The organism is Litoribacter ruber, assembly GCF_018449405.1.
Lineage (GTDB): Bacteria > Bacteroidota > Bacteroidia > Cytophagales > Cyclobacteriaceae > Litoribacter > Litoribacter ruber.
On record NZ_JAHCMY010000001.1, the window covers coordinates 863,606 to 886,707 of the forward strand.

The following is a 23,102-nucleotide window of genomic DNA, read 5'->3' on the forward strand; positions in this document are numbered from 1 at the left end:
GGTGATTATAGCTATAAAAAATTAAAAGTTTTTCTCTAGTGATTTGGTAGTGGCTTCCAATACATCAAATGCATTCTCAGCCATCAGGTTTTCAGAATCCAGGGTTGGGTTTACCTCTACGATTTCCCAACAGCATACGCGCTTATCTTTAATAAGCTCTACATTTAAGGAAATGGCCTCCTCAACATTGATGCCATTGGGAACAGGTGTGCCGGTACCAACGGAAATTGAGCTGTCCATAGAATCCACATCAAAGGAAATGTAGATCTGGTCACAGTCCTTCAGACGTTCCAAGGCCTTTTTGGCAGTTTCTTTTATCCCCAATTTTTTTACCTCATCCGTCTTAATATTTAAGATATGGTGTTTCTTGATCAGGTAGTTTTCAGGCTCCTCGGTATCTCTCACGGAAATGAAGACAATATCTTCAGGGGCGATTTTAGGTTCAGATCCTCCGATGCTTTTGATTTTTTCCCAGTAAGCGATTGTCTCCTCGGAAGGGTCATTCACTTTGCAATCCAGATTGTCAATGCCCATGCACATGGCCAGCGGCATGCCGTGCATGTTGCCCGATGGAGTAGTGTAGGGGGTATGCATGTCGGCGTGGGCGTCAATCCAGATTACGCCCAGGCGTTTTTCAGGTTCGGCAGCCTTGATTCCCATGATTGTGCCCGCTGCTGTGGAGTGGTCTCCAGCCAATACTATTGGGAATTTCTTTTCAGCCCTTAAGGACTTGATGGTTTTATATACGTTGTTCAAAACTTCATGAACCCCATCGATATACCTTGCGTGAGGAAACTTGTTGTTTTTCCAGAGATAATTATTGGCGTCTGGAACATTGATGGGGTCAAACTGGGTGAAAAAATTAGAATGCTTGTCTAGGCTGGCGATTTTCAAGGCATCAATTCCGAGACTTGCGCCTCTGGTTCCTGCTGCGATCTCCGATCTTACCTCAACTAATTTAATGTTACGCATATAAATGGGTTTAAATTCAAATCCTATCCCACAGGGTGGAATATAAGTGCAAAATTAACTAAAATAGTTAGGAAATGCATATGTAATCATGACCTAGAACTATCTTTTTCCCATTTGAGTTATAAGGGTGGAAAACTGATGTTTAACCTTAATTGAAACCACCTATTCTTATGCGGGTCCAATATCTGTCTGATTTACATTTGGAATTTCCGGAAAATAGAGAACATCTTAAACAAAACCCCATCAAGCCACTCGCCGAATATCTAATAATAGCCGGCGACTTGGTGCCTTTTCGGATTATGGATAGGCACACGGATTTTTTTGATTACCTGTCGGATAATTTTGAGCAGGTCTACTGGCTTCCTGGTAACCACGAATATTATCATAATGATCTTTCTCATCGTAGCGGGCAGCTACATGAGCTGATCCGTTCCAATATCCATTTGATCAATAACCGGGTAATCGGCAAAGGCAATGTCAAATTGATTTTTTCGACCATGTGGTCAGCCATAAAACCTCAAAATGCCTTTTATCTTCAGCAAGGTTTGATGGATTTTCAGACAATTAAACTTAACGGAAAGCCTTTTAATGTGGAGGATTTCAATCAGCTCCATACCCAATCCCTGAATTTTATTAAAAAGGAAATTCCGGATGGATACAAGGAAAAAATTGTAGTGGTGACCCACCATGTGCCCACCTTTATCCATTATCCTGAAAAATATAAGACCAATATCCTCAACGAGGGATTTGCTACAGAACTGTTCCCTTGGATCCAGACCCATGGCCCCAATTACTGGATCTACGGCCACCATCATACGAATACGGAAGATTTCCTGATTGGCGACACGCTCATGCTTACCAATCAACTGGGCTATGTGGCCAAAGGGGAACATAAGTGTTTCCAATCGGGTAAGGTGTTGGTGTTGTGAGATTAGTCCACTGATCACAGTCGGTTGTCAGCCGTGGTCAGTGGACCTATATTATTTTGCCCAAATGATAACCGATCTGCTTTCTTTTTTATTTATTTTGTGCCCCGATTGGCCGGATAAGTTTAGATGCTGGTCAGTTGGATAATTTCTGTATGGTATTTGTGGGCCTAAAGGCTTTCAATCCCGTCCAAACTTTCAAATCATAAACACTGATAATGAACAAATACAAAGACCTCATCCAACAAACCTTCGATTTTCCCACCAAGGAATTTAAAGTAGAGGACAACAAGCTATTCTTCAATGGTGTAAACCTGATGGACATCATCGAGGAATATGGAACGCCCCTCAAGCTCACCTACCTGCCGAAAATCAGCGAAAACATACAGAACGCCAAGACAATTTTTAACAATGCGATCAAGGCCCATGACTATCAGGGAACCTATACGTATTGTTATTGCACAAAGTCTTCCCACTTTAGCTTTGTGATGGATGAGGCGCTTAAAAATGATATTCATATCGAAACCTCCTCATCCTTTGATATTCCGATCATTCGCAACCTGTTTGAAAGAGGGAAAATCACAAAAGAAACCTTCATTGTATGTAATGGATTCAAAAGACAGCTTTACCGTGAATTGATCACCGGACTGCTCAATGACGGATTTGTAAACTGTATTCCGGTCTTGGATAACCTGACGGAAATTGATTACTACTTGGAGCATGTCAAGGTGCCATTTAAGGTGGGGATCAGGATCGCTTCTGATGAGGAACCTAAATTTGGTTTTTATACTTCCCGATTGGGCGTTAGGTACGCGGATATCATCAAGCTGTATGAAGAAAAAATTAAGGGCAACCCCAATGTAAGCCTAAAGATGCTTCACTTCTTCATCAACTCAGGTATCAAGGATACGGCTTATTACTGGTCGGAATTGACGCGATTTATCCAGAAATATGTGGACTTAAGAAAAGTGGCACCAGAACTCGATACCATGGATATTGGGGGTGGTTTTCCAATCAAGACCAATGTGTTTTTCGACTATGATTACCAATATATGGCAGATCAGATTGTGAAAAATATTAAATGGATGTGTGCTAAAAACAACACGGTTGAACCAAATATTTTTACCGAGTTTGGTAGCTACACAGTAGGGGAGAGCGGTGCGGTTCTTTATTCCATATTGGATGAAAAGCTGCAGAACGACAAGGAGTTATGGTATATGATCGATGGATCATTCATCACGCAGCTGCCCGATAGTTGGGGACTTGACCAAAAATATATCATGTTGGCAGTGAATAACTGGGATGAGGAATACCACAATATCTCGCTTGGTGGGTTAACCTGTGACAGTATGGACTATTATAATAGTGAAGCCCACCAGTTCAATATCTACCTGCCCAAAATCGAGCAGGGCCGTAAGCAATACATAGGTTTCTTCCACACCGGTGCTTATCAGGAATCCCTGGGTGGCTACGGTGGAATCCAGCATTGCCTAATCCCGGCTCCGAAACATGTGCTGATTCAGCGAGATGAAAATGGCAATATTACCCATGAGCTTTTCGCTGAGGAGCAGACTAGCGATTCGATGTTGAAGACTTTGGGGTATTAATGTACTAGGTACTATGTACTAGGTACTATGTACTAGGTACTATGTACTATGTACTATGTACTAGGTATCATGTACTAAGTGCTAGGTATTAAGTAAATTATCGTGGTACTTGGTGTGCTTGGTACCAAGTACCACGTACCAAGTATACCGGCAATTGGGGTTTGATTTTAGTCTTTAGGCTAGGATATAATCCTACTGATTTAGGCCTGCGGCCTAAAAGAGAGCGTATGTTGCCCATGTATAGAGGCTGCTGCCGTGTGGGTTCGCCACAAATACTTGGTGCCTGGTACTCTTTGTACGTGGTACCCAAACTTTTACCCAACTAAAAACAAAATGTTCGACAGCCCCGACTATCCAAAACCCCTTGCTGAATCAGATTTTGAAAATTGGCTCGAAGAAGGCCGTAACAGCCCGATGCCCTATAGCTATTTGCTGATCGTGTGGGATGAGCTGGAGGCAAGATACATTCCTGTCTATGTAGAAAGTAGGGAGGAACTTCAAAGTTATCCGAAATATGGCAGCTCACCCGAAAGGCAGTCATTGATTGCAGCTTACGATATTTATTCGGAAAGCAAGGTTGGTTGATAAAGAGGTAAGAGGAAAACGGTAGGCTCTCATTACCTATTTTCCATCTCCCGTCTCCGCTCTTCCGTCTTTTTTTTATTCTCCTAAATGTTGCATTAAAAAAAAAAGTTTTATTTATTTAACATGTTTTAAAACTTTTACACAATGGAACAGATAAAGACAGTTAATGAATTGGAAGAGACTTCTTCACTTTCTCAGTCGGCTATTAGAGCAGGCGTTATTTTAGGTTTGATCAGCACATCCCTCACCTTCTTGCTATATTTCGTAGATTATACCCTACTTGCAGCCAGTTGGATGGGGTTGGTGAGCATGGCCTTGATGATCGGTGTGGTAATCTATTTTGGGTTTGATTATCGGAAAGAAATTGGAGGGTTCATTAGCTTTGGAAAAGCGTTTCAGTTTTCTTTCATTGCTTTGGTAATGAGTTCTCTTATTGCCTCTATTGGAAGTTTGCTGCTCTTCAATGTGGTAGACCCCAACCTGCCTGTAGCGCTTGGCGATGTGCAGTTTGAAAATGCCCTTGCCATGATGGAGCGCTTTGGTGCCGCGGGAGCTATGAACGGTGATCAGATGGATGAAATGAGAAATGGCTTATATGATAATTACAGTGTCATGGGGGTAATTAAAAGCTTTGGTGTGCTTATCATCATTTCCGCCGTTCTTTCTTTGATTATAGGAGCTGTCATAAAAAAGCGTGATAAGTCATTAGATATGTGATTTTTGTGATGATGGCAGGACGGAAGACCGAAGACCGAAGATGCCGGCAATTCTAGCATCAGACCAAAATATTGGTAATTTTCCCTCATGTCGGTGCGATTGCGGAATTACAGATAAATAAATAAGAAAAAGAAAAAGGCCCAGAATCGGGCCTTTTTTTTATGGGTGCAGGACTATTTACGATTATACTTTATATCATTGAATGAGTTATATTTAAATTATGATGCGTAGAATAACAGTGTTTATGTTGCTTTTGACCTGCCTGTCAATAGCAAAAGTTCATGCGAAAAAAAGCTATAAAATCGACCATGTAAGAATCGAGGCTGTTGTTTTTCCGGATGGTGAGGTTCAGGTGGTAGAAAAGCGGGCTTACAATTTTAAGGGCAAGTTTTCTTACGCGTTCAGGAATTTTCCCCATCAGGAAAACGTCACCTTCGCGGATTTTGAGGTCATGGAAGGCGAGGTGCAATTTCCATTCTCAGGAGAGGAGGAAGAAGGATTTGCGGTGCTATTGGACAAGAAAAATCACCAGGAGTTGGGCTGGGCCTTTGATGCACGGGACGAAATTAGGGAGTTTACCATCGCCTATACCGTCAATGGGCTGGTCGAGAGGTATGAAGATGTAGCGGTGCTTTACTATAAATTCATAGATAGCCAATGGGATGTGCGGCAGGAGAACGTATCGGTCACTATTCGGTTTAAAGGTAAAGGTGATGAAGAAGGAGAGGTGCTGCACTGGCTCCATGGCCCTGCGCAGGCCTTTTCAGAAATGCAGGATGATGGTGCCATCAAACTTGAAAGCAATTTTTTGACGAAAAAGGACATGCTTGAGGTTCGGGTTCTTTACCCTGAAGCTTGGTTTGAGGAAGTTCCCCAGCGATCCGGTATGGTGGCTGTTGATATTAAGACTGAAGAGCAGAAATGGGCCGAGGAGGCTAACGCAAAAAGGCTGGCCGCTAAGGAAAGGGAAGCATTTTTTGCTGATATATATGCAAAAGCCCCATTTATCGCGATGGGTCTATTTCTTGTAGGATTTGGGTTTGCCCTTTTTATATACCGAAAATTCCGCCCAGAGTACCCTAAAGCGGAGTCTAGCCAATCCATAGAAAACCGGCCTCCTTCCAATCTTCACCCGGCCTTTGTTAACTACCTGCTATATGGGTACCTAATCGGCAGGGAATTGACTGCAGTGCTTTATCAACTTGCGTATAAAAAAATGTTAAGGTTGGAAGACAGAAATGAAGATGGGAAAAACAGCAATAAAAAACTGTTTTGGATATTGGACCGGGAAAGGTTCAAAGGTGATGAAAATACACTGTATCCTTTTGAACACTTAGTCATCCATCAAATTTTCACAAAGATTTCCAAAGGTGCCAATGAAGTCAGCTTTTACGAGATGCAAAAGGCCAAACACAATTGGGCTTCCTTCATGGCAAAGTTTAACAAAGCAGTTGCGGAGGAGGGCAAAGGCTTGGATATTTGGAATGCCAGAAGTATCATTGGAATGTATTGGATGGTTGGGCTGTCAATTTTCATGTTTTGCACGTTTGCCTTGGGATTGGCTTTTATTAAAGAATGGTCTCTCCTCTTGGTGCCCTTGCTGGTAATTTTGATAGTGTTGTGCATCCGCCTTCCTAGGAGACAACCTAAGTATCAGCAGGAATATTTCAGGTGGCTGAGCTATCGGAAATATCTCAAATCAGCCTTGAGGAGGAAAAGTGATGAGAAGTTGGATTATGAGCTTCTGAATGAGCATTTAATTTATGGGACCACCCTGGGGTTGACCAAAAGTAATATTGATAAGCTGCTCACGAATGTTCCAAATGGAAATTATTCCCACTACCTTTTCTGGTATGTGGTACTTTTTAACAATGGATCGGCCCCATCTTCCAAAACCATTTCCAATATGGTGAGCAATTTGTCCATAAGTCCCATGAGTTCGGGAGGCGGAACAGGTGGTGGAGCATCTTTTGGCGGTGGAGGAGGCGTGTCGGCCGGTGGAGGCGGGGCCAGATAAAAAGCATAATAAAACTGTCCTTATTGGCCACGTATGATTTTCTCCATTTTCCTTCCTTTGGCCAGCTCATCCACCAGTTTGTCGAGATACCTTACCTGTCGGGTAAGGGGAGTTTCGATGTCCTCAATTCTGTAGCCACAGATCACACCAGTGATAAGGTTGGCATTGGGGTGGAGTCTGGCTTGTTGGAAGAAAGTCTCAAATGTAGCTTTCTCATTGATGAGGTCCTGCAGCTTTTTGTCATCAAAGCCAGTCAGCCACTCAATTACCTGGTGGAGCTCTTCCTTTGACCTGCCTTTCTTTTCCACTTTGGTAAGATAATGCGGGTACACGGAGGCAAATGTCATTTTTGCCATACGCTCGTCATGTTCCGGTGTAGTGATCATATCAAAATAAGGTTAAGCTTTCTGTAATTTACGTTTTTTGAAATAAATATCCGAAGCAGGATGAGGAATTAGAGGAATGTCATGCCCTGTCTTTGTAGATTTGCCATGAAATTATAAATAAAGCTAAGATGAAACTGTATAGAATTATATTTCCTGTCAATGATATTGAAAAAGCAACCGAGTTTTATACTGGGGTTTTCGACCAGCAGGGAGAAAGGGTGTCTCAAGGCAGACATTATTTTGACCTGGAAGGGACAATACTGGCCTTGTATGACCCCATTGCGGATGGTGATGGGGTGGAAAAACCATGGTCTTTTCATGAAAATCAATACATCTACATCTCCACGGATCAGATAGAGCTCGTGCATCAAAAGTTTTTAAATGATCTGAACGTAAAATATGTAGATGAAAATATAGAAATTATGCCGTGGGGAGAAAGGATGTTTTATGCCAATGATCCCTTTGGAAACCCCGTTTGTTTCGTGGATAGCCAAACTGTTTTTACCGGTAGATGAATGAGGTCTTTCGGAAAACAGGTGTGCATATATCATTTATTGCATTTTTAATCAGTTTTGGGTATAGTTTATGCTGAGGTTAAAAATAGTATGGGCAATGTTATCAATCATAAAGAAGGTCACTCTATAACTTTTCTGAAAACATCAGGAGAGACACTAGGGGAGTACACTAAAATGAGAGTGAAACTGTACCCCAACTCAGACAACCCACTACACTTTCACAAAAGTTACACCCAGGAAGTAAAAGCTACAGATGGAACGGTATGCATCAAACTTAAGGGAGGGGAAAGGACTTTTTTGAAGAGTGGAGATTCTTTCTTGGTTGAAAAGTCAATACCCCATGCCGTAATTAACCCCAGTCAGGTACCCATAGAGTACGAAATCACTTGTCGTCCCGGACAGGCTAATATCGAGAAAGGATATAGGCTGAAATTCGAACTTGAAAATCAAGATATTAAACCGACGCTGCTTGATGATTGGCTGTTGATGGATCTACGCGGTACCTATCCCATTGGTTTTCGTTACAAGGTTTTTGCTAAACTTAAAACAATCTTCTTGTTCAAGTGGATGCTTTACAAGCGTCTTGACCAATTGGAGAAAAAAGTACGCCCCCAATTCAACACCTTTCATGAAAGCCAGGCAAGCACTGGGGATTTGGAAAGCGGATGAGGGATTTAAGACCGTATGTGTTGTTTGGAGGAGCTGTAATCCATTGCTATCTCAGGTAAGGTAAAATAAAAGCTGCTTCCATTGCCATAACGTGTATTTACCCCAATCTTACCTTGGTGGATTTCCACGATTTTTTTGCAAATGGTCATGCCAAGCCCAGCCCCCAAGGTGCCGGAATTGTCCACCTGAAACATGAATTCAAAAATTTTGTCGGCCTCAGTTTTTTCAATGCCCTTGCCGTTGTCCATCACATTGATCAGTGTCATTCCATGGTCCGACTTTTGAGCAAATATCTTAACCACAGGAACGGCAGCAGACCTGAATTTCATCGTGTTACTGAGTAAATGGTAGAAAAGTAAGTGCAATTGCTTCCGGTTGCCGTACACGGTAGGGAGTTCGGCAACATTCACGGTGGCTTGATGCATTTCGAGCTTTGAATTCATATCTCTAACCACCTTATGAACCAATTCCTGCAAGCTTATTTTCTCCATTCTTGGTGCAGTGTCCAAGTGGTAGTATGTTGAAAAATCCTGAATCATCCTGTTGGAAACTCTGCTTAAGTTCTTGATTTTGTTAGCCAGGTATTGCCCCTCATTGCGGAAAAGTGCTTCACGATGCAGCAATTCTATTTCTTCCTCCAACTCCGCGATCCTTGGATGTAACCCGACTTCCTGACTAAAGACAAACTTTTCAAACTCCTCAAGTTTTTTGCTTAAGGTTCCATTGAAAATACTTAATCCCTCCATCTCAAAATCAAACCCCTTTTTTATATTTACGGGAGCGGTTTGATCCAGTAAGCTGAAAAAATAGAGGTGTTCTCCAGTGGTGAAATCTTGAATAACTTGTCCGCTAATACTACACTCTGTGCCTGTACCATTGGCGGTAAAACAAAGATAGGCTTCTTTGATGCTGCCTTGGGCTTTTAAAAGGGGAAGATAGTGGTTGGTCAAAAACACCTGTGCAGCCCGATCCACCAAATCATCTAAAAAGAGCCCCTGTATAAAGTCTTTAGGCCTGTGCAGCCAGTTGGCAAAGGTTTCGTTTACCGACTTGATCTGCCTATTGAAATTACAAACCATGTAGCCACAGGGTGCATGGTCGTAAAGTAATTTTTGATCGAAAATATTGACGCTTTGTTCCAATCTCATTTAATTCTGATGATCTAAATATGCCAGATCTAACCGAAATGCTTTTGGTAGTCACACCTAGCAGACTTACAAAAATAAATAGATTCAATTTTAAGTTAAAATAGTTATATTTATATTTTTATCTGCTTAACATTTTAGCTTATTTTGGACCACTTTCTCAAAATGTGTTTAACGTGAATTGCCTATGCTTACACGGGTTTTTAGGGTTCTGATCCACTGACACTATAACTTTATGTATATTTAATCTAAAACACTAAAGAATGGCTGAGATCAAAACCAAGCAAACAGATGCAGATGTGCTGGAATTTATAGAAACTTTTGCGAATACTGAGCAAAAGAAGCGCGACAGTTATGACCTGATCCAAGTCATGAGCGAATGCTCGGGCTTTGAACCCAAAATGTGGGGCCCCACTATTATAGGGTTTGGTAAATATCACTACAAATCCGACCGAAGTAGACAAGAGGGAGATTGGCCTCTAGTGGCTTTTTCCCCACGAAAAGCTGCCATCTCTTTATATGTATATATGGGAGGGGAGCAACAAAATGAGTTGCTCAAAAATCTAGGGAAGTACAAAATGGGTAAGTCTTGTATCTACATCAAAAAGCTGTCAGACATAAATGTGGAGGTTTTGAAAAAATTGATGTTGACTACTATGCAAATGTTGGAGTCAAAATATGGAGTTGGTTAAACCAAGCCATTGACCAAAAAAAAAAGCTACGCAGTAAACACCGCGTAGCTTTTTGCATTAACAATAAACCCAAAATAACCTAGCTGTAGGAGAAGGATTCGAACCTCCACAGGGCTGTTAGGCATGACTTGAGCTCTAAGTCTGCTTTATCCTATCATCTAAGACGACCTCCCTACCCCCGAGACAGGAGGGCTTGTCTGCCAGTTCCAACACCCTACAGTGTGAAATTGAACTTTCAATACGATAAAGGTAATGAAATAATGTTTTTGTTGTCAAGTTTTTAATGTAAAATATTTAAAATTATTTTATTTGTAATAAGATTAGGGGTTTGGTATAGAATCAGCATTTCGTTTTTTGAGGATTATAAGGTCTCGAGAAGAAAATTATAATGGTTTACAGTTACATGGTTGAACAATTTGTGGAGATATTGCTTTTAAGGAAAGTACTTTTTAAATTCAACTAATTGCAGGAAAAGCAAATCATCTCGGGACTCAAAGCACGTAACAAGGCTGCCGTGGACTATCTCTATGAGAAATATTCCAGGGCTCTTTTTGCTGTGGTGTCTAGAATAATCCTGGATAGGGATCTTGCTGAGGAGGTGTTTCATGATGCTTTTGTCAAAATAGTGGGAAAGATCCATACCTACCAGGAGGATAAGGGATCTCTATACACATGGATGGCCAACGTTTGCCGAAATGCCGCCATTGATAAAACAAGGTCCAAAGATTTTTCTAAGACTGGGCAAACCAACAATATCGACGATCATATATCAGCCCTTGAGGGGCAATCTGATACCAGTGATTATGTGGAGGGAATCGGTGTGAGAGAGCTTATTACAGAACTCAGCGATGACCAGAGATTTATAATAGACTGCATTTATTTTAAGGGCTATTCCCATAGCGAAATTGCCGAAGAGTTCAACATACCTCTTGGTACCGTAAAGTCTAGAGTGAGGGCTTCCTTTGCTGTGCTAAAGAAAAAAATGGAGAAAATATAGTGGATATTAAAGGCTACATATCGTCAGGCATACTTGAACTTTACCTCTTGGGTGAGCTTTCAGAAATGGAGCGCCGGGAAGTGGAGAACATGGCTGCGCAATATCCAGAGATTAAAGAGGAGCTCCGGCAGCTGGAGTCTGCTATGTTTGCTTTTGATAATAAAACCGGTGTTGAGCCTTCACAGCTTACCAAGCAGAAGATTTATAAAGATTTGGGATTTGAATCTCCCAAAGGTTCGATGAAGACCTTAGATACCCCTCAAGACAAGGAAACCTCCCGGTGGAAAAGTTTTGCTATTGCTGCTGGCTTGGCGGCTGTGCTCGCTTCCGTTTTTGCCATTTATTTTGCCAACAGATACTATGCTACTCAGGAAGAGTACAGGGTCTTGGTTTTGGAGAGGTCTGTGCTGGCAGAGGAAGTAGAAATCAACCGGGCCAGATATGAACAGATGGAAGAGTTTTTAGCGGGAGATTTTGACCGTATACCACTGGAAGGGGATGCCTTCGAAATCCAACAGGATGCCCAAGTGGATATCTTCTGGGATAGAAGTGAAGCACGTGTCTTAGCTTCCGTCCGAAATCTCGGCGTGTTGGATCCTGACCAAGACTATCAACTTTGGGCTATTGGAGAAGATGGGCCTGTGGGTATAGGTTTGATTAATGCCACACAGATTGGATTGCTTCAACAAATGGATGCCGTGACCGCAGCAGGTGCTTTTGCCATCACCATAGAGCCGAAAGGTGGAAGTGAAACTCCTACGCTTGAGAAACTGGTAGTCTTGGGTGAGGTAGTTTAAATAAGGCTAACATAATTTTTTTGATTCTATTATCCTATATATAATGCTATTATATACCGCTATACAATCTTCTTATCAAAATTTATTAAATTTTTTTGGATCAAGTAGATCCAGTTCCACCTCTTGCCTCGTATATCTCCCAAACGACTTAACATCATAATTTATTTATTATTCTTTATTCGGTTGAGGTGGTTGATTTTTTCAAAGGGATGCCCAAAATGGGGCGTCCCCTTTGAAAAAATGGTATTCAGCTTCGGTTATGTGTCTTCCATCTTCCGTCTTCGTTCTTCCTACCTAACAACCAAGGATACGAGGATATTGGTGATAAAGCTGAAAATAAATTGAAATTATATGAGGTTTTAGCAAACATAGGTATTCAACAAACTGTTGGGAGATCTATTGCTAAAATTTTAATTATTAACTTATTAATTATTATTTAATCTAACTAAACCACTTATTATGAAAAAACCATTTAATTACAATGCTTTAATAGCCCTAGTCTGCGGAGCAGTACTTTGGAGCTGTACAGATGAGATCGATTCCCCTCCGGGAATGGATGGGGATCATGACAATGATACGGCAATGCCGGGTGATGCCCCGGAAATTGCGTTTACGGCTCTTTCCAGCGACAATCAGCTGGTATGGTTCCAGGCACGTGATCTTTCGAGTCCTTTAAATACGGTATCCATTACCGGGCTTGAAGATGGAGATGAGATTGTCAGCATTGACTACAGACCTGCGACAGGCCAACTTTACGGCTTGGGGTCTTCCAGTAGACTTTATATCATCAATGAAAACAGCGGAGAGGCTACCGCCCTTGGTGACGGACCTTTCTCACCTGCATTGGAAGGTGAAAACGCCTCCCTTGACTTCAACCCGACGGTGGATAGAATCAGAGTGGTGACCAATTCTGGCCAAAATCTCAGACTTCACCCTGAACTTGGGACTGTTGTAGCTGAAGATGGGGCCATATCAGGGGGTGATAACCCTATGATCGGAGCTGTAGCCTATACCAACAGCATGGCTGGAGCAGAGTCAACAGAATTATTTGACATTGATTTTAGCACCAATAAACTATATGTCCAGGACCCGCCTAATGACGGAGGACTCAGAGAAATCGGCGACTTAGGCGTAGATTTTAACGGTACTGGTAACTTTGACATCAGTCCCGACAATTCCGCAGCATTGGCGGTGGTTTACAATGAGCAGCGAAACAATCTCTATACGATCAACCTTACCACGGGTGCGGCACAGAATGTAGGCGAATTTAGCCATTCTATCATTGGTATCGCTATCAAAACCAACCCTATAGCTTTTGCCACTTCTCCGGACAACAGGCTGTACAGATTCAATCCACTATCTCCTTCTGATAATTATGTGGACTTGGATGGTCTTGGTACTGGTGAAACGGTAGTAGGCCTTGATTTCAGACCTGCCAATGGTCAATTGTATGCCATTACATCCGAAAGCAGATTAATGACAGTAAATACCGCCAATGGTGAGCTTATGGAAGTGGGTACGCTATCCCCTTACCTTGATGGAACTTCATTTGGCTTTGACTTTAACCCAACAGTGGATAGAATCAGGTTGGTCAGCAATACGGGACAGAATCTAAGACTACACCCTGATGAGGGTACTGTTGTGGAAGTGGATGGGGACCTTAATCCAGGTAGTCCATATGTGAATGCTGCGGCTTACACTAACAATATCCCGACTGCTACTGAGACCATGTTGTTTGTTTTGGATAGTGAAACCAACGCATTGTATACGCAAGATCCGCCAAATGACGGTGTGTTAAATATGGTGGGTGAACTTGGCATCGCATTTACCTCTGAAAATGGCTTTGATATAGGAGGAACGTCAGATAACGCTTATGCACTTTTGGAAGTTGACGGAGCAATGGGCGTCTACCAGATTGACCTTTCCTCAGGTGAAGCGAGTAAAGTTTCAGACTTCAATATTTCGGCTACGGCCATGGCTCTAGGATTAGGGTTCTAAAAATAAGGTGTTTGCTTTAGTATAATTGAAAAACCATCCCGATACATACGGGATGGTTTTTTTAGTTTAGACCTCCATTTCGCTTTTTTCCCTTTGAGCCAAAATCCCCTCAACCTTCTGTTTCCATTTGTTGACCAGCTCAAATTCATTCTGAAGGCTGATGAATTTTTCACTGGAAAAGAAGGTGAGATTAATTGGCGTTTTGCCCGGCATATTAGGAATGAAACTCAACTGTAAATCCGTAATAATGCTGGATCCTCCATTTTGGGATGATTTTAGTTTTGAAACCTGCACATCCACGCGTTCGACTTGTTCTAAGTCAATAGTGATAACTTCTGGATTTCCATCCTTTTCCATATAAATCAATTGGGAAGCGGAATTATCCAATCCGATCCCATAGGTAAATCTCCAAGTGTCAAGTTCGTCGAGGTTGAGCCCTTTTCCCGCAGCATAGTGCCGCAGCAAGCTTTTGGTAGCCTTACGTTTTTTTCCGGCTTTTATGGCATAGTACACTATCGGTAGTGCAAACACCACCATTAAGATCAGGGAGGTAATTAACCCTGAGATATTGATGTCGATCATAATATTTGAGGTAGGCGACCGCAGTGCCCGTTTTTTCGTGCTTGCGGTCAGATTAGAAATAAAAGGAATGCCCAATCAGGGCTAGTCAAAAGTTTAAAAATATCCTACCAGAAATAGTCAAACGGAAAGATGAGTTCTTTGATGTTAAACACTATCCAGATATTATTCTGGATAGTTTGAAGGGTGATTGCCGATTGGGAATGGAAGCTTTGAAGTGCTTTGGAACTGGCAAAGAAGCCAGGTTCCAGATTTACTTCTCCCTGGGAGGGCAGAGGTTCCGAAGAAGCTGAAGAAGCCAGGAACTGCCAGTTCCCCAAGGCATCCAGTTGCTCTTCCAACTGAAAATTGGAGTCAGACTTAACAGAGGGGGCCTCGGCAAAGCAAAAGGGCAATCCTACTGTCAGGTAGAATGCAATGGCCAAAAGGCCCCTGGATATGCTTTGCTTATGTTTTCTCACTTCCTTCTAAGGCTGATAAGTTTCTAACGTAGTTGGAGAATTATTGGTTTGCCATCCTCTTATTTAAATATCAGAAAAAGGATATACCCTACATACACCGCAAGCAATAACCCTCCTTTAAACCTTCCCAAGGTATGGGTTTTATTTAAAATTAAGAAAACCCACAGGATCAAGCAGGCCAAAAAGTTGGCCGCAAGATCAAAATAATAGGCCTGGCTAAAGGGTAGGGGATTTACCAGTGCACTGGCCCCCAAAATGAGGAGGGTATTGAAGATATTGGAACCTACCACATTGCCGATGGCAATGTCGCTCTGTTTTTTGTAAGCGGCAACGGCCGAAGTGGCAAGTTCCGGCAGGGAAGTACCCACCGCCACCACCGTAAGCCCGACTAGGGCCTCGCTCATCCCCATCCGCATGGCAAACTCTACGGCTCCATCCACAATCCATTTCCCACCTAAAACCAATCCTGCTAATCCTATTATTACCAGACCAACGGCCTTAGGGAAAGATGCCGCCGGTACACTTTCCGAATCAAAAGCATCGTACTCCTTAAGGGGGATCCTGAAAGTATATACCAGAAAGCCGAGGAAAAAGGCCAGCAGAATCAACCCATCCCAGATTGATAGGCCTGTAAAGATATAATTTCCCCAAATATGGTCACTTACCAAAAATATCAAGAGCGTTGCGACGAAAAGGGCAAAAGGGATTTCCTTTTTTACCGTGGATCCCATTGCTTTTAAAGGATAGATGATGGCCGATACGCCCAAAATCAGAAAAACGTTGGCAATGTTGCTGCCCAAAATATTCCCTATGGCAATATCGGTATTGCCCGTGTATGCGGCATAAATGTTCACCGTAAACTCCGGGGCAGAGGTCCCGAAAGCCACTATGGTAAGTCCAATTACAAGAGGGGTGACCCTTAAGCGGTAGGCAATCATACTCGCCCCCGTCACCAGCCATTCCGCCCCTTTCAGAAGGAGAATCAAGCCCAGAGCAGAGAATATGTATAATATCATAAAGAAGGTATGAGGAATTAAAGACTTTAACTCGATATATGGAGTATAGGTTTGGTTTAGGTGTTTAGTCGTTCCGACTCGCATAGCTGCGCTTAATGCGAGTCGGAACTGTTTAGGAGTTTAGGATTAATTACCTGGTTGTCCCAAGGCAGAGCAAAGGGGCTGTGAAAGTAGAGGCTGTACCTCTATGCTGAGCAAAATCCCACCTCAAAGATGAAAAGAAGCGCAAAGAAGGGGGATGTCTGAGTCTGGGATTATTCAGGCTGGCAAGTACCACACTTTCCCCCAGCTTCACAGACTGTGTGAAAACTGTTTGCTTTATTTTATTGGGAGGTGGTGTATTTAGAGATTAAGACAGGTATGTATAAGATAGTAAGTAGGTGTTAAACCAATGAGGTTAATTTATAGAGGAGGACTAGATGATCACTAGCTTTCCTGTAAGCATGGCCTGCGTATTATTTGCGTATTACTTTGCTTTATCTTGCGTATTACTTGCCTTTGATATACTTGTATTTCAATATTTTATTTATATTAGCTTGATATATAAAGGTTTGTGTAGTGTATAGTGGCGGTTAAAACAGGTTTTTTTTAAGGATTTCATATAAATTACATCTTTTATGAGCAAAGCAGACAGTTCGGGTGATTTTTTGGGACGGAATGGAGATTACATTTATTATAAGGTAAATGGAGAGCTAAGGAAAAGAAAGGCTCCAGGGAAGTCATTTTCAAAGAAGGTTAAAAAAGCTTCTGAATTCTCAGAATTCAGGCAATATGGAAAAATAAAAGGGAAGTCTTCCTCTTTAGGCAAAATGATCAGAAAAAGCCTGATAGGTATTGAAAGGGGGTTCTTTGATCATAAGACCCATTTTAGGCTTTCCGGAGTGATACATCAAGGGATGCTGGGTGATAAAGAGCGTTTTATGTCTGGGAAGCCATTTATATTCCAGCATGCCAAATATTTGGCCGGGTTCAAATTTCACGAGGGAATGAATTTATCAGTGTATTTTTCTGATCCGGAATTTGTAAAGGAGGATGGAAGAAATAAGATCAAGTTTGAATTTATAGAGGAGAAGTTGTCTAATCTGTATGACTATATAGGTGTCAGCGTTTTAGTTGGTGGATATGATTTTAACAAGGTGGAAGGAGAATTACTGGGGGAGTCCAGTGCCATTCTTCATATAAAGAATCGACAAAGTGGTTTCTCGCTAGATTTGCCAACAATTGACCTTAATCCGGGCTTGATTTATTTGGTGATGCTAAAGATTGAACCTTATCAACTGGTCAACGGCAAATATGTGAGACTTTACAATAGGCAATACCAATACCTTGAAATTATAGATGTATTTAAAATGCGGTCGCTCAAGTAAGAGTTTGGGATACATGAAATGGGACATCCCCCAATCCATAACCGACCAAAGATAATCCCGTAGACTATAATATACCAACATAGCTTATCATGTATCGATTCGGTCTTATAGTATGCGTAGCTTTATTGTTTTCCTGTAGAACGGCCCAGGTGGAGGTGCTGGATCGGCATCAGGACTTTTCGCTAGTGCAATATTCCAGTTTTAGATTTATAGAGAACGATGGTGAGGCCTTCAGCAGGGATTATAGGGAAAAGATCAATTTTTTAAAGGATCAGATAGTGCGACAAATGGAAGCCAGGGGACTTACACATGACCGCGAAAACCCGGAATTGTTGGTCAACATCGGTATTGCCGTGGAGGACCGGGTGCAGACCCGTCAAACCGGCTTGGTCACCGATCCGGGAACTTTTAACTATATAGGACAGCGGAGGTACACCTGGAAGAGCGAAACCGTAGAAGTAGGCCGGTATCAGCAAGGCACCATGACCATACATCTCGTTGACCCAGTAATGGGGGAGGCCGTCTGGATGGGGACGGTGGAGAAGGTTTTGCCCCGCGGCGCAGGGCATCTTCAGGAGACTGTGATCAGGGGAGTGGAGAAGCTGTTTAAGCAAATTGATAGGGACTAATTTATTTCTTAAAACTGCATTTAAATGAGCATTTATTTACTCACTTTGTGGAAAAAATCACCATCATGCGTTTATTTTGCGATTTTGGGTACGGTATTTGAAATTGAATTGGGTTGCTATATTCATTAATTTCGAAAAAATCTACTCAACTGGTCTTAAGCTTTAAGAGTGAAAGGGTTGGGGGAGTTGTCGGCAGAAATTTAGGGCAATGAGATGTAGCATAGATACCTTCATTTAATCGAGATATGTGGGAATTGTTTTTTAACAGGATAAATTGGCTTATTTTTGGATAAATGTTTTGGAAATATTTTCAGTTTTATTTCCAACATTTTTTTATGATCTCGGCTTTCACTTTAGTACACGTATTTGGAAATAATTAACGTTTGGATGAATAGTTTTATGTTTAGGTTACTTAAAGCAAGCCTCAGCTTGTTTTTTATTTTGGTCATCTCACACCACCTTACTGCACAGCAGCGGGACCGCTACGAGGGTGAATACACCTATAATAACGAAGACGGTACGGCTGTTTTTTCATTTTATGAAGGCAGGGATGGGGAGATTATCATTGATGGCAGTTTTAATTTTTCGAAAAGAACCATTGATACCGTGGACCGCACGGTTCTGAATAAGTTAAACGTTATAGGACGTTACATAGAAAACCAAAAGGATGGGGTATGGCGCTACGACAATGAAACGCACCGTGTGGAATTGCGTGACGTAGTGGATTTTGAAGTGATCACTGACCTGGAAAGTGAGGATTATGAACTTACGGCAGAATACCAAAAAGGCATCCTTCAAGGGACTTGGCAATACCGCGAAAACAAATTTGAAAGAAATAGGATCGAACCACTTTTTAGATCTGAGCCTTTCACTTTCCAAAACAACAAAATTGTTGGCAATATCAGTTTTGAACAGTTTGGCGATTACTTGTCTTACAACATCAATGGCCGCCTAAACAACCAAGGTGTTATGGTAGGGGAGTGGGAATTTACCTACATGGAAGATACGGTATATGTAAGGGAAACCCGTCGATATGAAGACGGATTTTTGCTTGGTATCCGAAGAACCAATATTGATACCCGTGAGGTGATTCAGGAAGTTATTTATTATGACATCATTAATAGGCTAGATAGAATCAATCAAGGAGAAGAAACCGAAATTGGCATTGCTGAGGAAAGATTCGGACTTGAGTTTAGCGACGGTTACCGCGAGGGTTTTCAGGAAATGCAGGGACAGGCTTTGGGCAATGAGTTTCTGCGCCATGTACTTTCTCGAATCCTCCAATATGATGAAGGATTTGTCAATGAAGATGGAGAATTAATTCAATATCCCATTCATACCAGAAGATTTGAATACCCAGTTTCTAAAGAAGATAGGAATAATATTGGCGAGATAGGGGAGGTGTTTGAAAACCTCCGTGAAGAAATTGAAGGGTTTTCGACCATGAATGCCTTAGCTATTAATAGATTTAGGGACGATTCTTTGGCATTTGCCTATGAATATTATCAGAGAAGGGATTCAACTCTCAATCAACTTGAACCCATCGTTGAAATGTTGACCTCTGATCAAATCAGGTTTATCAACCAAGAAAACTTCACCAGAGAAGGCTTACCTTTCTTGCTAGAAAGTGATACAATCCGATATGATTACAGTGAGGAAGTCAGGGAGAAAGTAGTAGAGTATAGTTATGAAGAAGATGCCTCTCTTACCTCACGGGTGTTAAGTTATATCCAGCAGGAATTGGAGAAGTCAAGCCAAATAGGTGGCTATATCACCAGTGAACTTGAAGTTTTGGAACAGACGGATGATTTGGCTACTCTGGAAGCAAGAATTTTGGAGAGAAAGGCTGAGGTGGATTCCATCTACCTTAACCATGAAGCTATTTCAGACAGGGATCTTCAAATGTTTGAAAGTGTTTACAGCAATATCTTGCAATCAGAATTTAACAGGATGAGCCAATCCTACTCCGAATTGGATACTTACTTGGATAGGATGCAAAAAGGAGAAGTAATCCTGGATTTGATTAATGAAATGCAGGAGCAGTTTGATCGATTGGCAGCCGTCTACCCGACCATTGCAGATATCGATGAACTATATCAAGAAGAAACCTTTAATCCCTTTACCTATACTAGATATAATGTAAGAGCGAAAGAGCGCTTGTTTGACAATGGAGGAATGGTGTTGTTTATCCATTACGTGAGGCAGCTTGAGCAAGAAGAGGACTATACCCAGATCAAGTCCCACCTTGACAATATAGAAAGGCTGCAGGAAAGGCTGATAGAGCTTAGAGACCAAGATACGCGTAGAATTGAGCGTAGATTGGGCAGAAGAACCTCTATTAATAGAATCGAAGCCGCTCTGGATCTTTAAAAAACACACAATGCAATTAGAAACTTATTTTAAAAGGAGCCTTTTAGTTCTCGTTTTAAGTATCATTACTATGTCTTTATATGCTCAGGAGCAGCCACCGGCGATGCCGGCTCCTGAGCCTTTTATCCCCAGCGAACGTACCAACTTGGCCCCCACCACAGAGTCTTGGAACGGTTTGTACGTGAAATTGAGGCTTGCAGACCGCTGGTTTTGGTATCAGGAGAACCATTACAGAAGGAGAAACAGTATCGATAACAGGGCGGATTTTGTAGGCCGTATGAGTCAACTGTATAACCGATTTGGGTTTACCTATTTGGTCAATGAGAATTTCGAAGTAACATTCGGTCCGACCATGGTGTGGAACTTTACCCCTGAGCCTGGAAACCCCAATTACGTAGAATCTACCCTTGAACCCCGTTTTTGGCACCAGTGGTTGCTTATCCAGCCCTTCGGCAGGGTTAAGCTATTTCATCAGTTCCGTTTTGAGCACAGGTTTAAAAGAGACAATGATTTTGGGGCCGAATATCAATATACCGATCGATACAGGTATAAGGTTTATGCCTACATTCCGATTAACAAGCCTAGAATGGGAAATAGAACGTTTTTCTTCTCACCCTCCAATGAGATTTTCTTTGAAACGGGGTCCCACATCACCAACATTTTAGAGGAAAACAGGATTTACACCGCTGTCGGATATACGCTCAATAACTTTATGTTTTTTGGTGGGCACATGTGGACGTATGGCCCTACCAATATTCCAGCAACATATAGAAATAGACATATCATCCGACTGAATTTATTTTATACGCTCGACTTTAGAGATAGAAGAAACTTAAGAAGATCACTAGCCAGGTAATGAAGAATTTAATGAATGCAAACTCGATGAAAAAAGCTGCGCTTGGAATATTGTTTCTGCTATTGACGGTCTCTTTTGGCTATGCTCAGGGGCAAGGGGAGGTGAGAGGTTATTATGGGAATCTATATGGATTTAATAGTAACCTTTTTGGCCAAACTTTAGGCGGGGAATATTTTGTAATCGACCGGGTTTCTGTTGCTCCTGCAATTGGGATCTTTTTCCCGGCCACAGGTAAAGCCAGTAATTTGGAGATAGATGCGAGGTATTATGTGCTTGATCAAACCCACCAGGTTTACGGTACTTTTGGTCTTAATTACCGCCGCAGAAGACTTGAGTTTGCACTGCCGGAAAATGAGTTGGTGACCAATACCGGGATCAATATTGGAGTAGGGTACGGGTATAAGGTAAGTGAAGAATTTATATTGGGTTCTGAAATAAAATATCAGCCCCATGTGAATGATACTATGCTGAGAATAGGACTTTTCTATTTAATTAATTAAAGAAAACAATCCTGATAATTATATGTTGTAACATTGAATTTTTAACCCTAAAAATCATAGTTATGACACAAGTAAAAGTAGCCGTAATTTATTATACCAGCACCGGAGCCAACCATAAAATGGCCCAATGGGCCAAGATGGGTGCCGAAGAAGCAGGTGCTGAGGTGCGCTTGTTAAAAGTAAAAGAAACCGCCCCCCAATCGGCCATTGATGCCAACGAAGCCTGGAAGAAAACCCATCAAGAGCTTCAGCATGAAACCGAAGCGACCATGGATGACTTGGAGTGGGCTGATGTAATCATATTTAGTGTGCCTACCAGGTATGGTAATGCAGCTGGGCAGTTCCAAGCCTATATTGACCAGACTGGAGGCCTGTGGGCTAATGGCAAAACTGTCAACAAGGTAGTCTCTGCCATGAGTTCTGCCATGAATCCCCACGGTGGTCAGGAATCCACCATACAGTCCATATATAAAACCATGTGCCACTGGGGCGCCATCATCGTGCCTCCGGGATACTCTGATGAGTCCGTCTTTGGAGCAGGAGGTAACCCATACGGTGCTTCTGCGACCGTCAGCCAAAGTGGTGAAATCACAACCGAAAACCTTCAAGCCGCCGTTGTTCACCAAGCCAAACGAACCGTTGAGGTCGGCAATTGGGTGAAAGCCGGAATGGGAGGTTAAGGTTTATTGTTCCGCCTAGGCGGAACGTTTATTGTTTAAAAATAGGGGCAATTGAATATCAATTGCCCCTATTTTTTTTCCTTAAGCCTTAAACCTCAAACTTCAAACTTCAAACCAACTCAAAGTCCGCCGGGGACGTTAGGATCGGTGGACCCCAGGTATCCGATGCTTAGGTGATTTTGTAGGCTGTCCTGGCTTTCATGTACCAATACCAACCCATCCAGACTTAGCCACTCTTCAATGCTTGTTTGCAGGCCATTGATTTGCGTGACGTTGGTTTCGCTTCTACCTTCCCCGTCTATTGGGTTCAACTCGATCACATCTGGCCAGTCTAGATGCTCGGAGGCATTGTTAATTGATAAGGGGTAGCTTCTGCCTGCTTCGGTACCCTGAAGCTGGACGGTGATATAAATATCTCTAATGAGGTCATTGTTAATGGTAACAGTTCCTGATACCCCTGAGTCATCCACGGGCACCATATCATAGGAGACTTCAAACTGCTCTGGAGCGGGATCATCATCGGTCTCACAGGCTGAAAAAATAAACAAAGCTAAAAGCAAACTAAGCGGATACAGACTTTTCATAAAATTAATCTAACATGGTGATTATTCATCTATTCAA

At 42.0% G+C, this 23,102-nt stretch carries 24 protein-coding genes; 17 read left to right on the forward strand and 7 right to left on the reverse strand.

The features are described 5' to 3' along the window. Positions 1-21: 21 nt before the first annotated feature. On the reverse strand, positions 22-972 hold the full coding sequence (locus KI659_RS03645) for an arginase (RefSeq protein ID WP_213943967.1): 951 nt from the start codon (positions 970-972) through the stop codon (positions 22-24). A gap of 170 nt (positions 973-1,142) precedes the next feature. Between KI659_RS03645 and KI659_RS03650 the strand changes: the two genes are divergently transcribed. The 5 genes from KI659_RS03650 (at position 1,143) to KI659_RS03670 (ending at position 6,824) form a co-directional block, all read left to right on the forward strand. Continuing rightward, entirely contained in the window at positions 1,143-1,901 is a 759-nt protein-coding gene (locus tag KI659_RS03650; RefSeq protein ID WP_213943968.1) for a metallophosphoesterase, read from the forward strand. A gap of 215 nt (positions 1,902-2,116) precedes the next feature. Beyond that, positions 2,117-3,505: an arginine decarboxylase gene (locus KI659_RS03655; protein ID WP_213943969.1), complete on the forward strand. Its 1,389-nt coding sequence runs from the start codon at positions 2,117-2,119 to the stop codon at positions 3,503-3,505. A gap of 333 nt (positions 3,506-3,838) precedes the next feature. Then, positions 3,839-4,090, forward strand: coding sequence for a hypothetical protein (locus tag KI659_RS03660; protein WP_213943970.1), 252 nt, complete (start codon positions 3,839-3,841; stop codon positions 4,088-4,090). A gap of 144 nt (positions 4,091-4,234) precedes the next feature. Then, the gene (locus KI659_RS03665; protein WP_213943971.1) at positions 4,235-4,807 is read left to right on the forward strand and encodes a DUF4199 domain-containing protein; all 573 of its coding nucleotides are present in this window, start codon (positions 4,235-4,237) and stop codon (positions 4,805-4,807) included. 220 nt (positions 4,808-5,027) lie between these two features. Continuing rightward, entirely contained in the window at positions 5,028-6,824 is a 1,797-nt protein-coding gene (locus KI659_RS03670; protein WP_213943972.1) for a DUF2207 domain-containing protein, read from the forward strand. A gap of 20 nt (positions 6,825-6,844) precedes the next feature. On the opposite strand, the gene KI659_RS03675 is transcribed toward KI659_RS03670, so the two are convergent. Next, on the reverse strand, positions 6,845-7,210 hold the full coding sequence (locus KI659_RS03675; RefSeq protein ID WP_213943973.1) for a DUF2200 domain-containing protein: 366 nt from the start codon (positions 7,208-7,210) through the stop codon (positions 6,845-6,847). A gap of 128 nt (positions 7,211-7,338) precedes the next feature. Between KI659_RS03675 and KI659_RS03680 the strand changes: the two genes are divergently transcribed. After that, the gene (locus KI659_RS03680) at positions 7,339-7,725 is read left to right on the forward strand and encodes a VOC family protein (protein ID WP_213943974.1); all 387 of its coding nucleotides are present in this window, start codon (positions 7,339-7,341) and stop codon (positions 7,723-7,725) included. A 174-nt stretch (positions 7,726-7,899) separates the two neighbouring features. After that, positions 7,900-8,394 (forward strand): cupin domain-containing protein, encoded by a 495-nt coding sequence (locus tag KI659_RS03685; protein ID WP_213943975.1) that lies wholly within the window; start codon positions 7,900-7,902, stop codon positions 8,392-8,394. 5 nt (positions 8,395-8,399) lie between these two features. Here KI659_RS03685 and KI659_RS03690 read toward each other — a convergent pair whose 3' ends face one another. Continuing rightward, the gene (locus KI659_RS03690) at positions 8,400-9,542 is read right to left on the reverse strand and encodes a sensor histidine kinase (RefSeq protein ID WP_213943976.1); all 1,143 of its coding nucleotides are present in this window, start codon (positions 9,540-9,542) and stop codon (positions 8,400-8,402) included. 260 nt (positions 9,543-9,802) lie between these two features. Here KI659_RS03690 and KI659_RS03695 point away from each other — a divergent pair, with 260 nt between their 5' ends. The 4 genes from KI659_RS03695 to KI659_RS03710 all read left to right on the forward strand — a co-directional run bounded on the left by KI659_RS03695 (position 9,803) and on the right by KI659_RS03710 (position 14,023). Beyond that, on the forward strand, positions 9,803-10,231 hold the full coding sequence (locus KI659_RS03695) for a DUF1801 domain-containing protein (RefSeq protein ID WP_213943977.1): 429 nt from the start codon (positions 9,803-9,805) through the stop codon (positions 10,229-10,231). A 463-nt stretch (positions 10,232-10,694) separates the two neighbouring features. Next, positions 10,695-11,228, forward strand: a complete 534-nt coding sequence (locus KI659_RS03700; RefSeq protein ID WP_213943978.1) for an RNA polymerase sigma factor — start codon at positions 10,695-10,697, stop codon at positions 11,226-11,228. Then, the gene (locus tag KI659_RS03705; RefSeq protein ID WP_213943979.1) at positions 11,228-12,025 is read left to right on the forward strand and encodes an anti-sigma factor; all 798 of its coding nucleotides are present in this window, start codon (positions 11,228-11,230) and stop codon (positions 12,023-12,025) included. The genes KI659_RS03700 and KI659_RS03705 overlap by 1 nt, the downstream gene beginning before the upstream one ends. A gap of 459 nt (positions 12,026-12,484) precedes the next feature. Beyond that, positions 12,485-14,023, forward strand: a complete 1,539-nt coding sequence (locus KI659_RS03710) for a DUF4394 domain-containing protein (protein WP_213943980.1) — start codon at positions 12,485-12,487, stop codon at positions 14,021-14,023. A 66-nt stretch (positions 14,024-14,089) separates the two neighbouring features. Here KI659_RS03710 and KI659_RS03715 read toward each other — a convergent pair whose 3' ends face one another. The 3 genes from KI659_RS03715 to KI659_RS03725 all read right to left on the reverse strand — a co-directional run bounded on the left by KI659_RS03715 (position 14,090) and on the right by KI659_RS03725 (position 16,079). Further along, positions 14,090-14,605, reverse strand: a complete 516-nt coding sequence (locus KI659_RS03715; protein WP_213943981.1) for a hypothetical protein — start codon at positions 14,603-14,605, stop codon at positions 14,090-14,092. A gap of 104 nt (positions 14,606-14,709) precedes the next feature. Continuing rightward, entirely contained in the window at positions 14,710-15,063 is a 354-nt protein-coding gene (locus KI659_RS03720) for a hypothetical protein (protein WP_213943982.1), read from the reverse strand. A 59-nt stretch (positions 15,064-15,122) separates the two neighbouring features. Further along, positions 15,123-16,079, reverse strand: a complete 957-nt coding sequence (locus KI659_RS03725; protein WP_213943983.1) for a calcium/sodium antiporter — start codon at positions 16,077-16,079, stop codon at positions 15,123-15,125. A gap of 617 nt (positions 16,080-16,696) precedes the next feature. Between KI659_RS03725 and KI659_RS03730 the strand changes: the two genes are divergently transcribed. From KI659_RS03730 to wrbA, 6 genes are all read left to right on the forward strand, one after another. Then, positions 16,697-17,446 (forward strand): hypothetical protein, encoded by a 750-nt coding sequence (locus KI659_RS03730; RefSeq protein WP_213943984.1) that lies wholly within the window; start codon positions 16,697-16,699, stop codon positions 17,444-17,446. 89 nt (positions 17,447-17,535) lie between these two features. Beyond that, positions 17,536-18,075, forward strand: coding sequence for a DUF4136 domain-containing protein (locus KI659_RS03735; protein WP_213943985.1), 540 nt, complete (start codon positions 17,536-17,538; stop codon positions 18,073-18,075). Positions 18,076-18,462: 387 nt separating this feature from the next. Next, a complete protein-coding gene (locus tag KI659_RS03740) occupies positions 18,463-20,445 on the forward strand; it encodes a hypothetical protein (RefSeq protein ID WP_213943986.1) in 1,983 nt (660 codons plus the stop codon). Positions 20,446-20,515: 70 nt separating this feature from the next. Then, entirely contained in the window at positions 20,516-21,301 is a 786-nt protein-coding gene (locus tag KI659_RS03745) for a DUF2490 domain-containing protein (RefSeq protein WP_213943987.1), read from the forward strand. Between the two features lie 26 nt (positions 21,302-21,327). Next, positions 21,328-21,801 (forward strand): hypothetical protein, encoded by a 474-nt coding sequence (locus KI659_RS03750; RefSeq protein WP_213943988.1) that lies wholly within the window; start codon positions 21,328-21,330, stop codon positions 21,799-21,801. Positions 21,802-21,863: 62 nt separating this feature from the next. After that, positions 21,864-22,481, forward strand: coding sequence for an NAD(P)H:quinone oxidoreductase (gene wrbA / locus KI659_RS03755; protein WP_213943989.1), 618 nt, complete (start codon positions 21,864-21,866; stop codon positions 22,479-22,481). 119 nt (positions 22,482-22,600) lie between these two features. On the opposite strand, the gene KI659_RS03760 is transcribed toward wrbA, so the two are convergent. Then, positions 22,601-23,065 carry a hypothetical protein gene (locus tag KI659_RS03760; protein WP_213943990.1) on the reverse strand — a complete coding sequence of 155 codons (465 nt, stop codon included), beginning with the start codon at positions 23,063-23,065 and terminating at the stop codon, positions 22,601-22,603. Positions 23,066-23,102 lie beyond the last annotated feature (37 nt).

Excerpts from the sequence above, each read along its gene's own strand:
- KI659_RS03740 (WP_213943986.1), top strand. The coding sequence starts at position 18,463 with ATGAATAGTTTTATGTTTAGGTTACTTAAAGCAAGCCTCAGCTTGTTT.
- KI659_RS03665 (WP_213943971.1), top strand. The coding sequence starts at position 4,235 with ATGGAACAGATAAAGACAGTTAATGAATTGGAAGAGACTTCTTCACTT.
- KI659_RS03725 (WP_213943983.1), bottom strand. The coding sequence starts at position 16,079 with ATGATATTATACATATTCTCTGCTCTGGGCTTGATTCTCCTTCTGAAA.
- KI659_RS03685 (WP_213943975.1), top strand. The coding sequence starts at position 7,900 with ATGAGAGTGAAACTGTACCCCAACTCAGACAACCCACTACACTTTCAC.
- KI659_RS03710 (WP_213943980.1), top strand. The coding sequence starts at position 12,485 with ATGAAAAAACCATTTAATTACAATGCTTTAATAGCCCTAGTCTGCGGA.
- wrbA (WP_213943989.1), top strand. The coding sequence starts at position 21,864 with ATGACACAAGTAAAAGTAGCCGTAATTTATTATACCAGCACCGGAGCC.
- KI659_RS03680 (WP_213943974.1), top strand. The coding sequence starts at position 7,339 with ATGAAACTGTATAGAATTATATTTCCTGTCAATGATATTGAAAAAGCA.
- KI659_RS03660 (WP_213943970.1), top strand. The coding sequence starts at position 3,839 with ATGTTCGACAGCCCCGACTATCCAAAACCCCTTGCTGAATCAGATTTT.
- KI659_RS03655 (WP_213943969.1), top strand. The coding sequence starts at position 2,117 with ATGAACAAATACAAAGACCTCATCCAACAAACCTTCGATTTTCCCACC.
- KI659_RS03690 (WP_213943976.1), bottom strand. The coding sequence starts at position 9,542 with ATGAGATTGGAACAAAGCGTCAATATTTTCGATCAAAAATTACTTTAC.
- KI659_RS03730 (WP_213943984.1), top strand. The coding sequence starts at position 16,697 with ATGAGCAAAGCAGACAGTTCGGGTGATTTTTTGGGACGGAATGGAGAT.
- KI659_RS03670 (WP_213943972.1), top strand. The coding sequence starts at position 5,028 with ATGATGCGTAGAATAACAGTGTTTATGTTGCTTTTGACCTGCCTGTCA.
- KI659_RS03715 (WP_213943981.1), bottom strand. The coding sequence starts at position 14,605 with ATGATCGACATCAATATCTCAGGGTTAATTACCTCCCTGATCTTAATG.
- KI659_RS03645 (WP_213943967.1), bottom strand. The coding sequence starts at position 972 with ATGCGTAACATTAAATTAGTTGAGGTAAGATCGGAGATCGCAGCAGGA.
- KI659_RS03650 (WP_213943968.1), top strand. The coding sequence starts at position 1,143 with ATGCGGGTCCAATATCTGTCTGATTTACATTTGGAATTTCCGGAAAAT.
- KI659_RS03745 (WP_213943987.1), top strand. The coding sequence starts at position 20,516 with ATGTCTTTATATGCTCAGGAGCAGCCACCGGCGATGCCGGCTCCTGAG.
- KI659_RS03750 (WP_213943988.1), top strand. The coding sequence starts at position 21,328 with ATGAAAAAAGCTGCGCTTGGAATATTGTTTCTGCTATTGACGGTCTCT.
- KI659_RS03760 (WP_213943990.1), bottom strand. The coding sequence starts at position 23,065 with ATGAAAAGTCTGTATCCGCTTAGTTTGCTTTTAGCTTTGTTTATTTTT.
- KI659_RS03695 (WP_213943977.1), top strand. The coding sequence starts at position 9,803 with ATGGCTGAGATCAAAACCAAGCAAACAGATGCAGATGTGCTGGAATTT.
- KI659_RS03675 (WP_213943973.1), bottom strand. The coding sequence starts at position 7,210 with ATGATCACTACACCGGAACATGACGAGCGTATGGCAAAAATGACATTT.
- KI659_RS03735 (WP_213943985.1), top strand. The coding sequence starts at position 17,536 with ATGTATCGATTCGGTCTTATAGTATGCGTAGCTTTATTGTTTTCCTGT.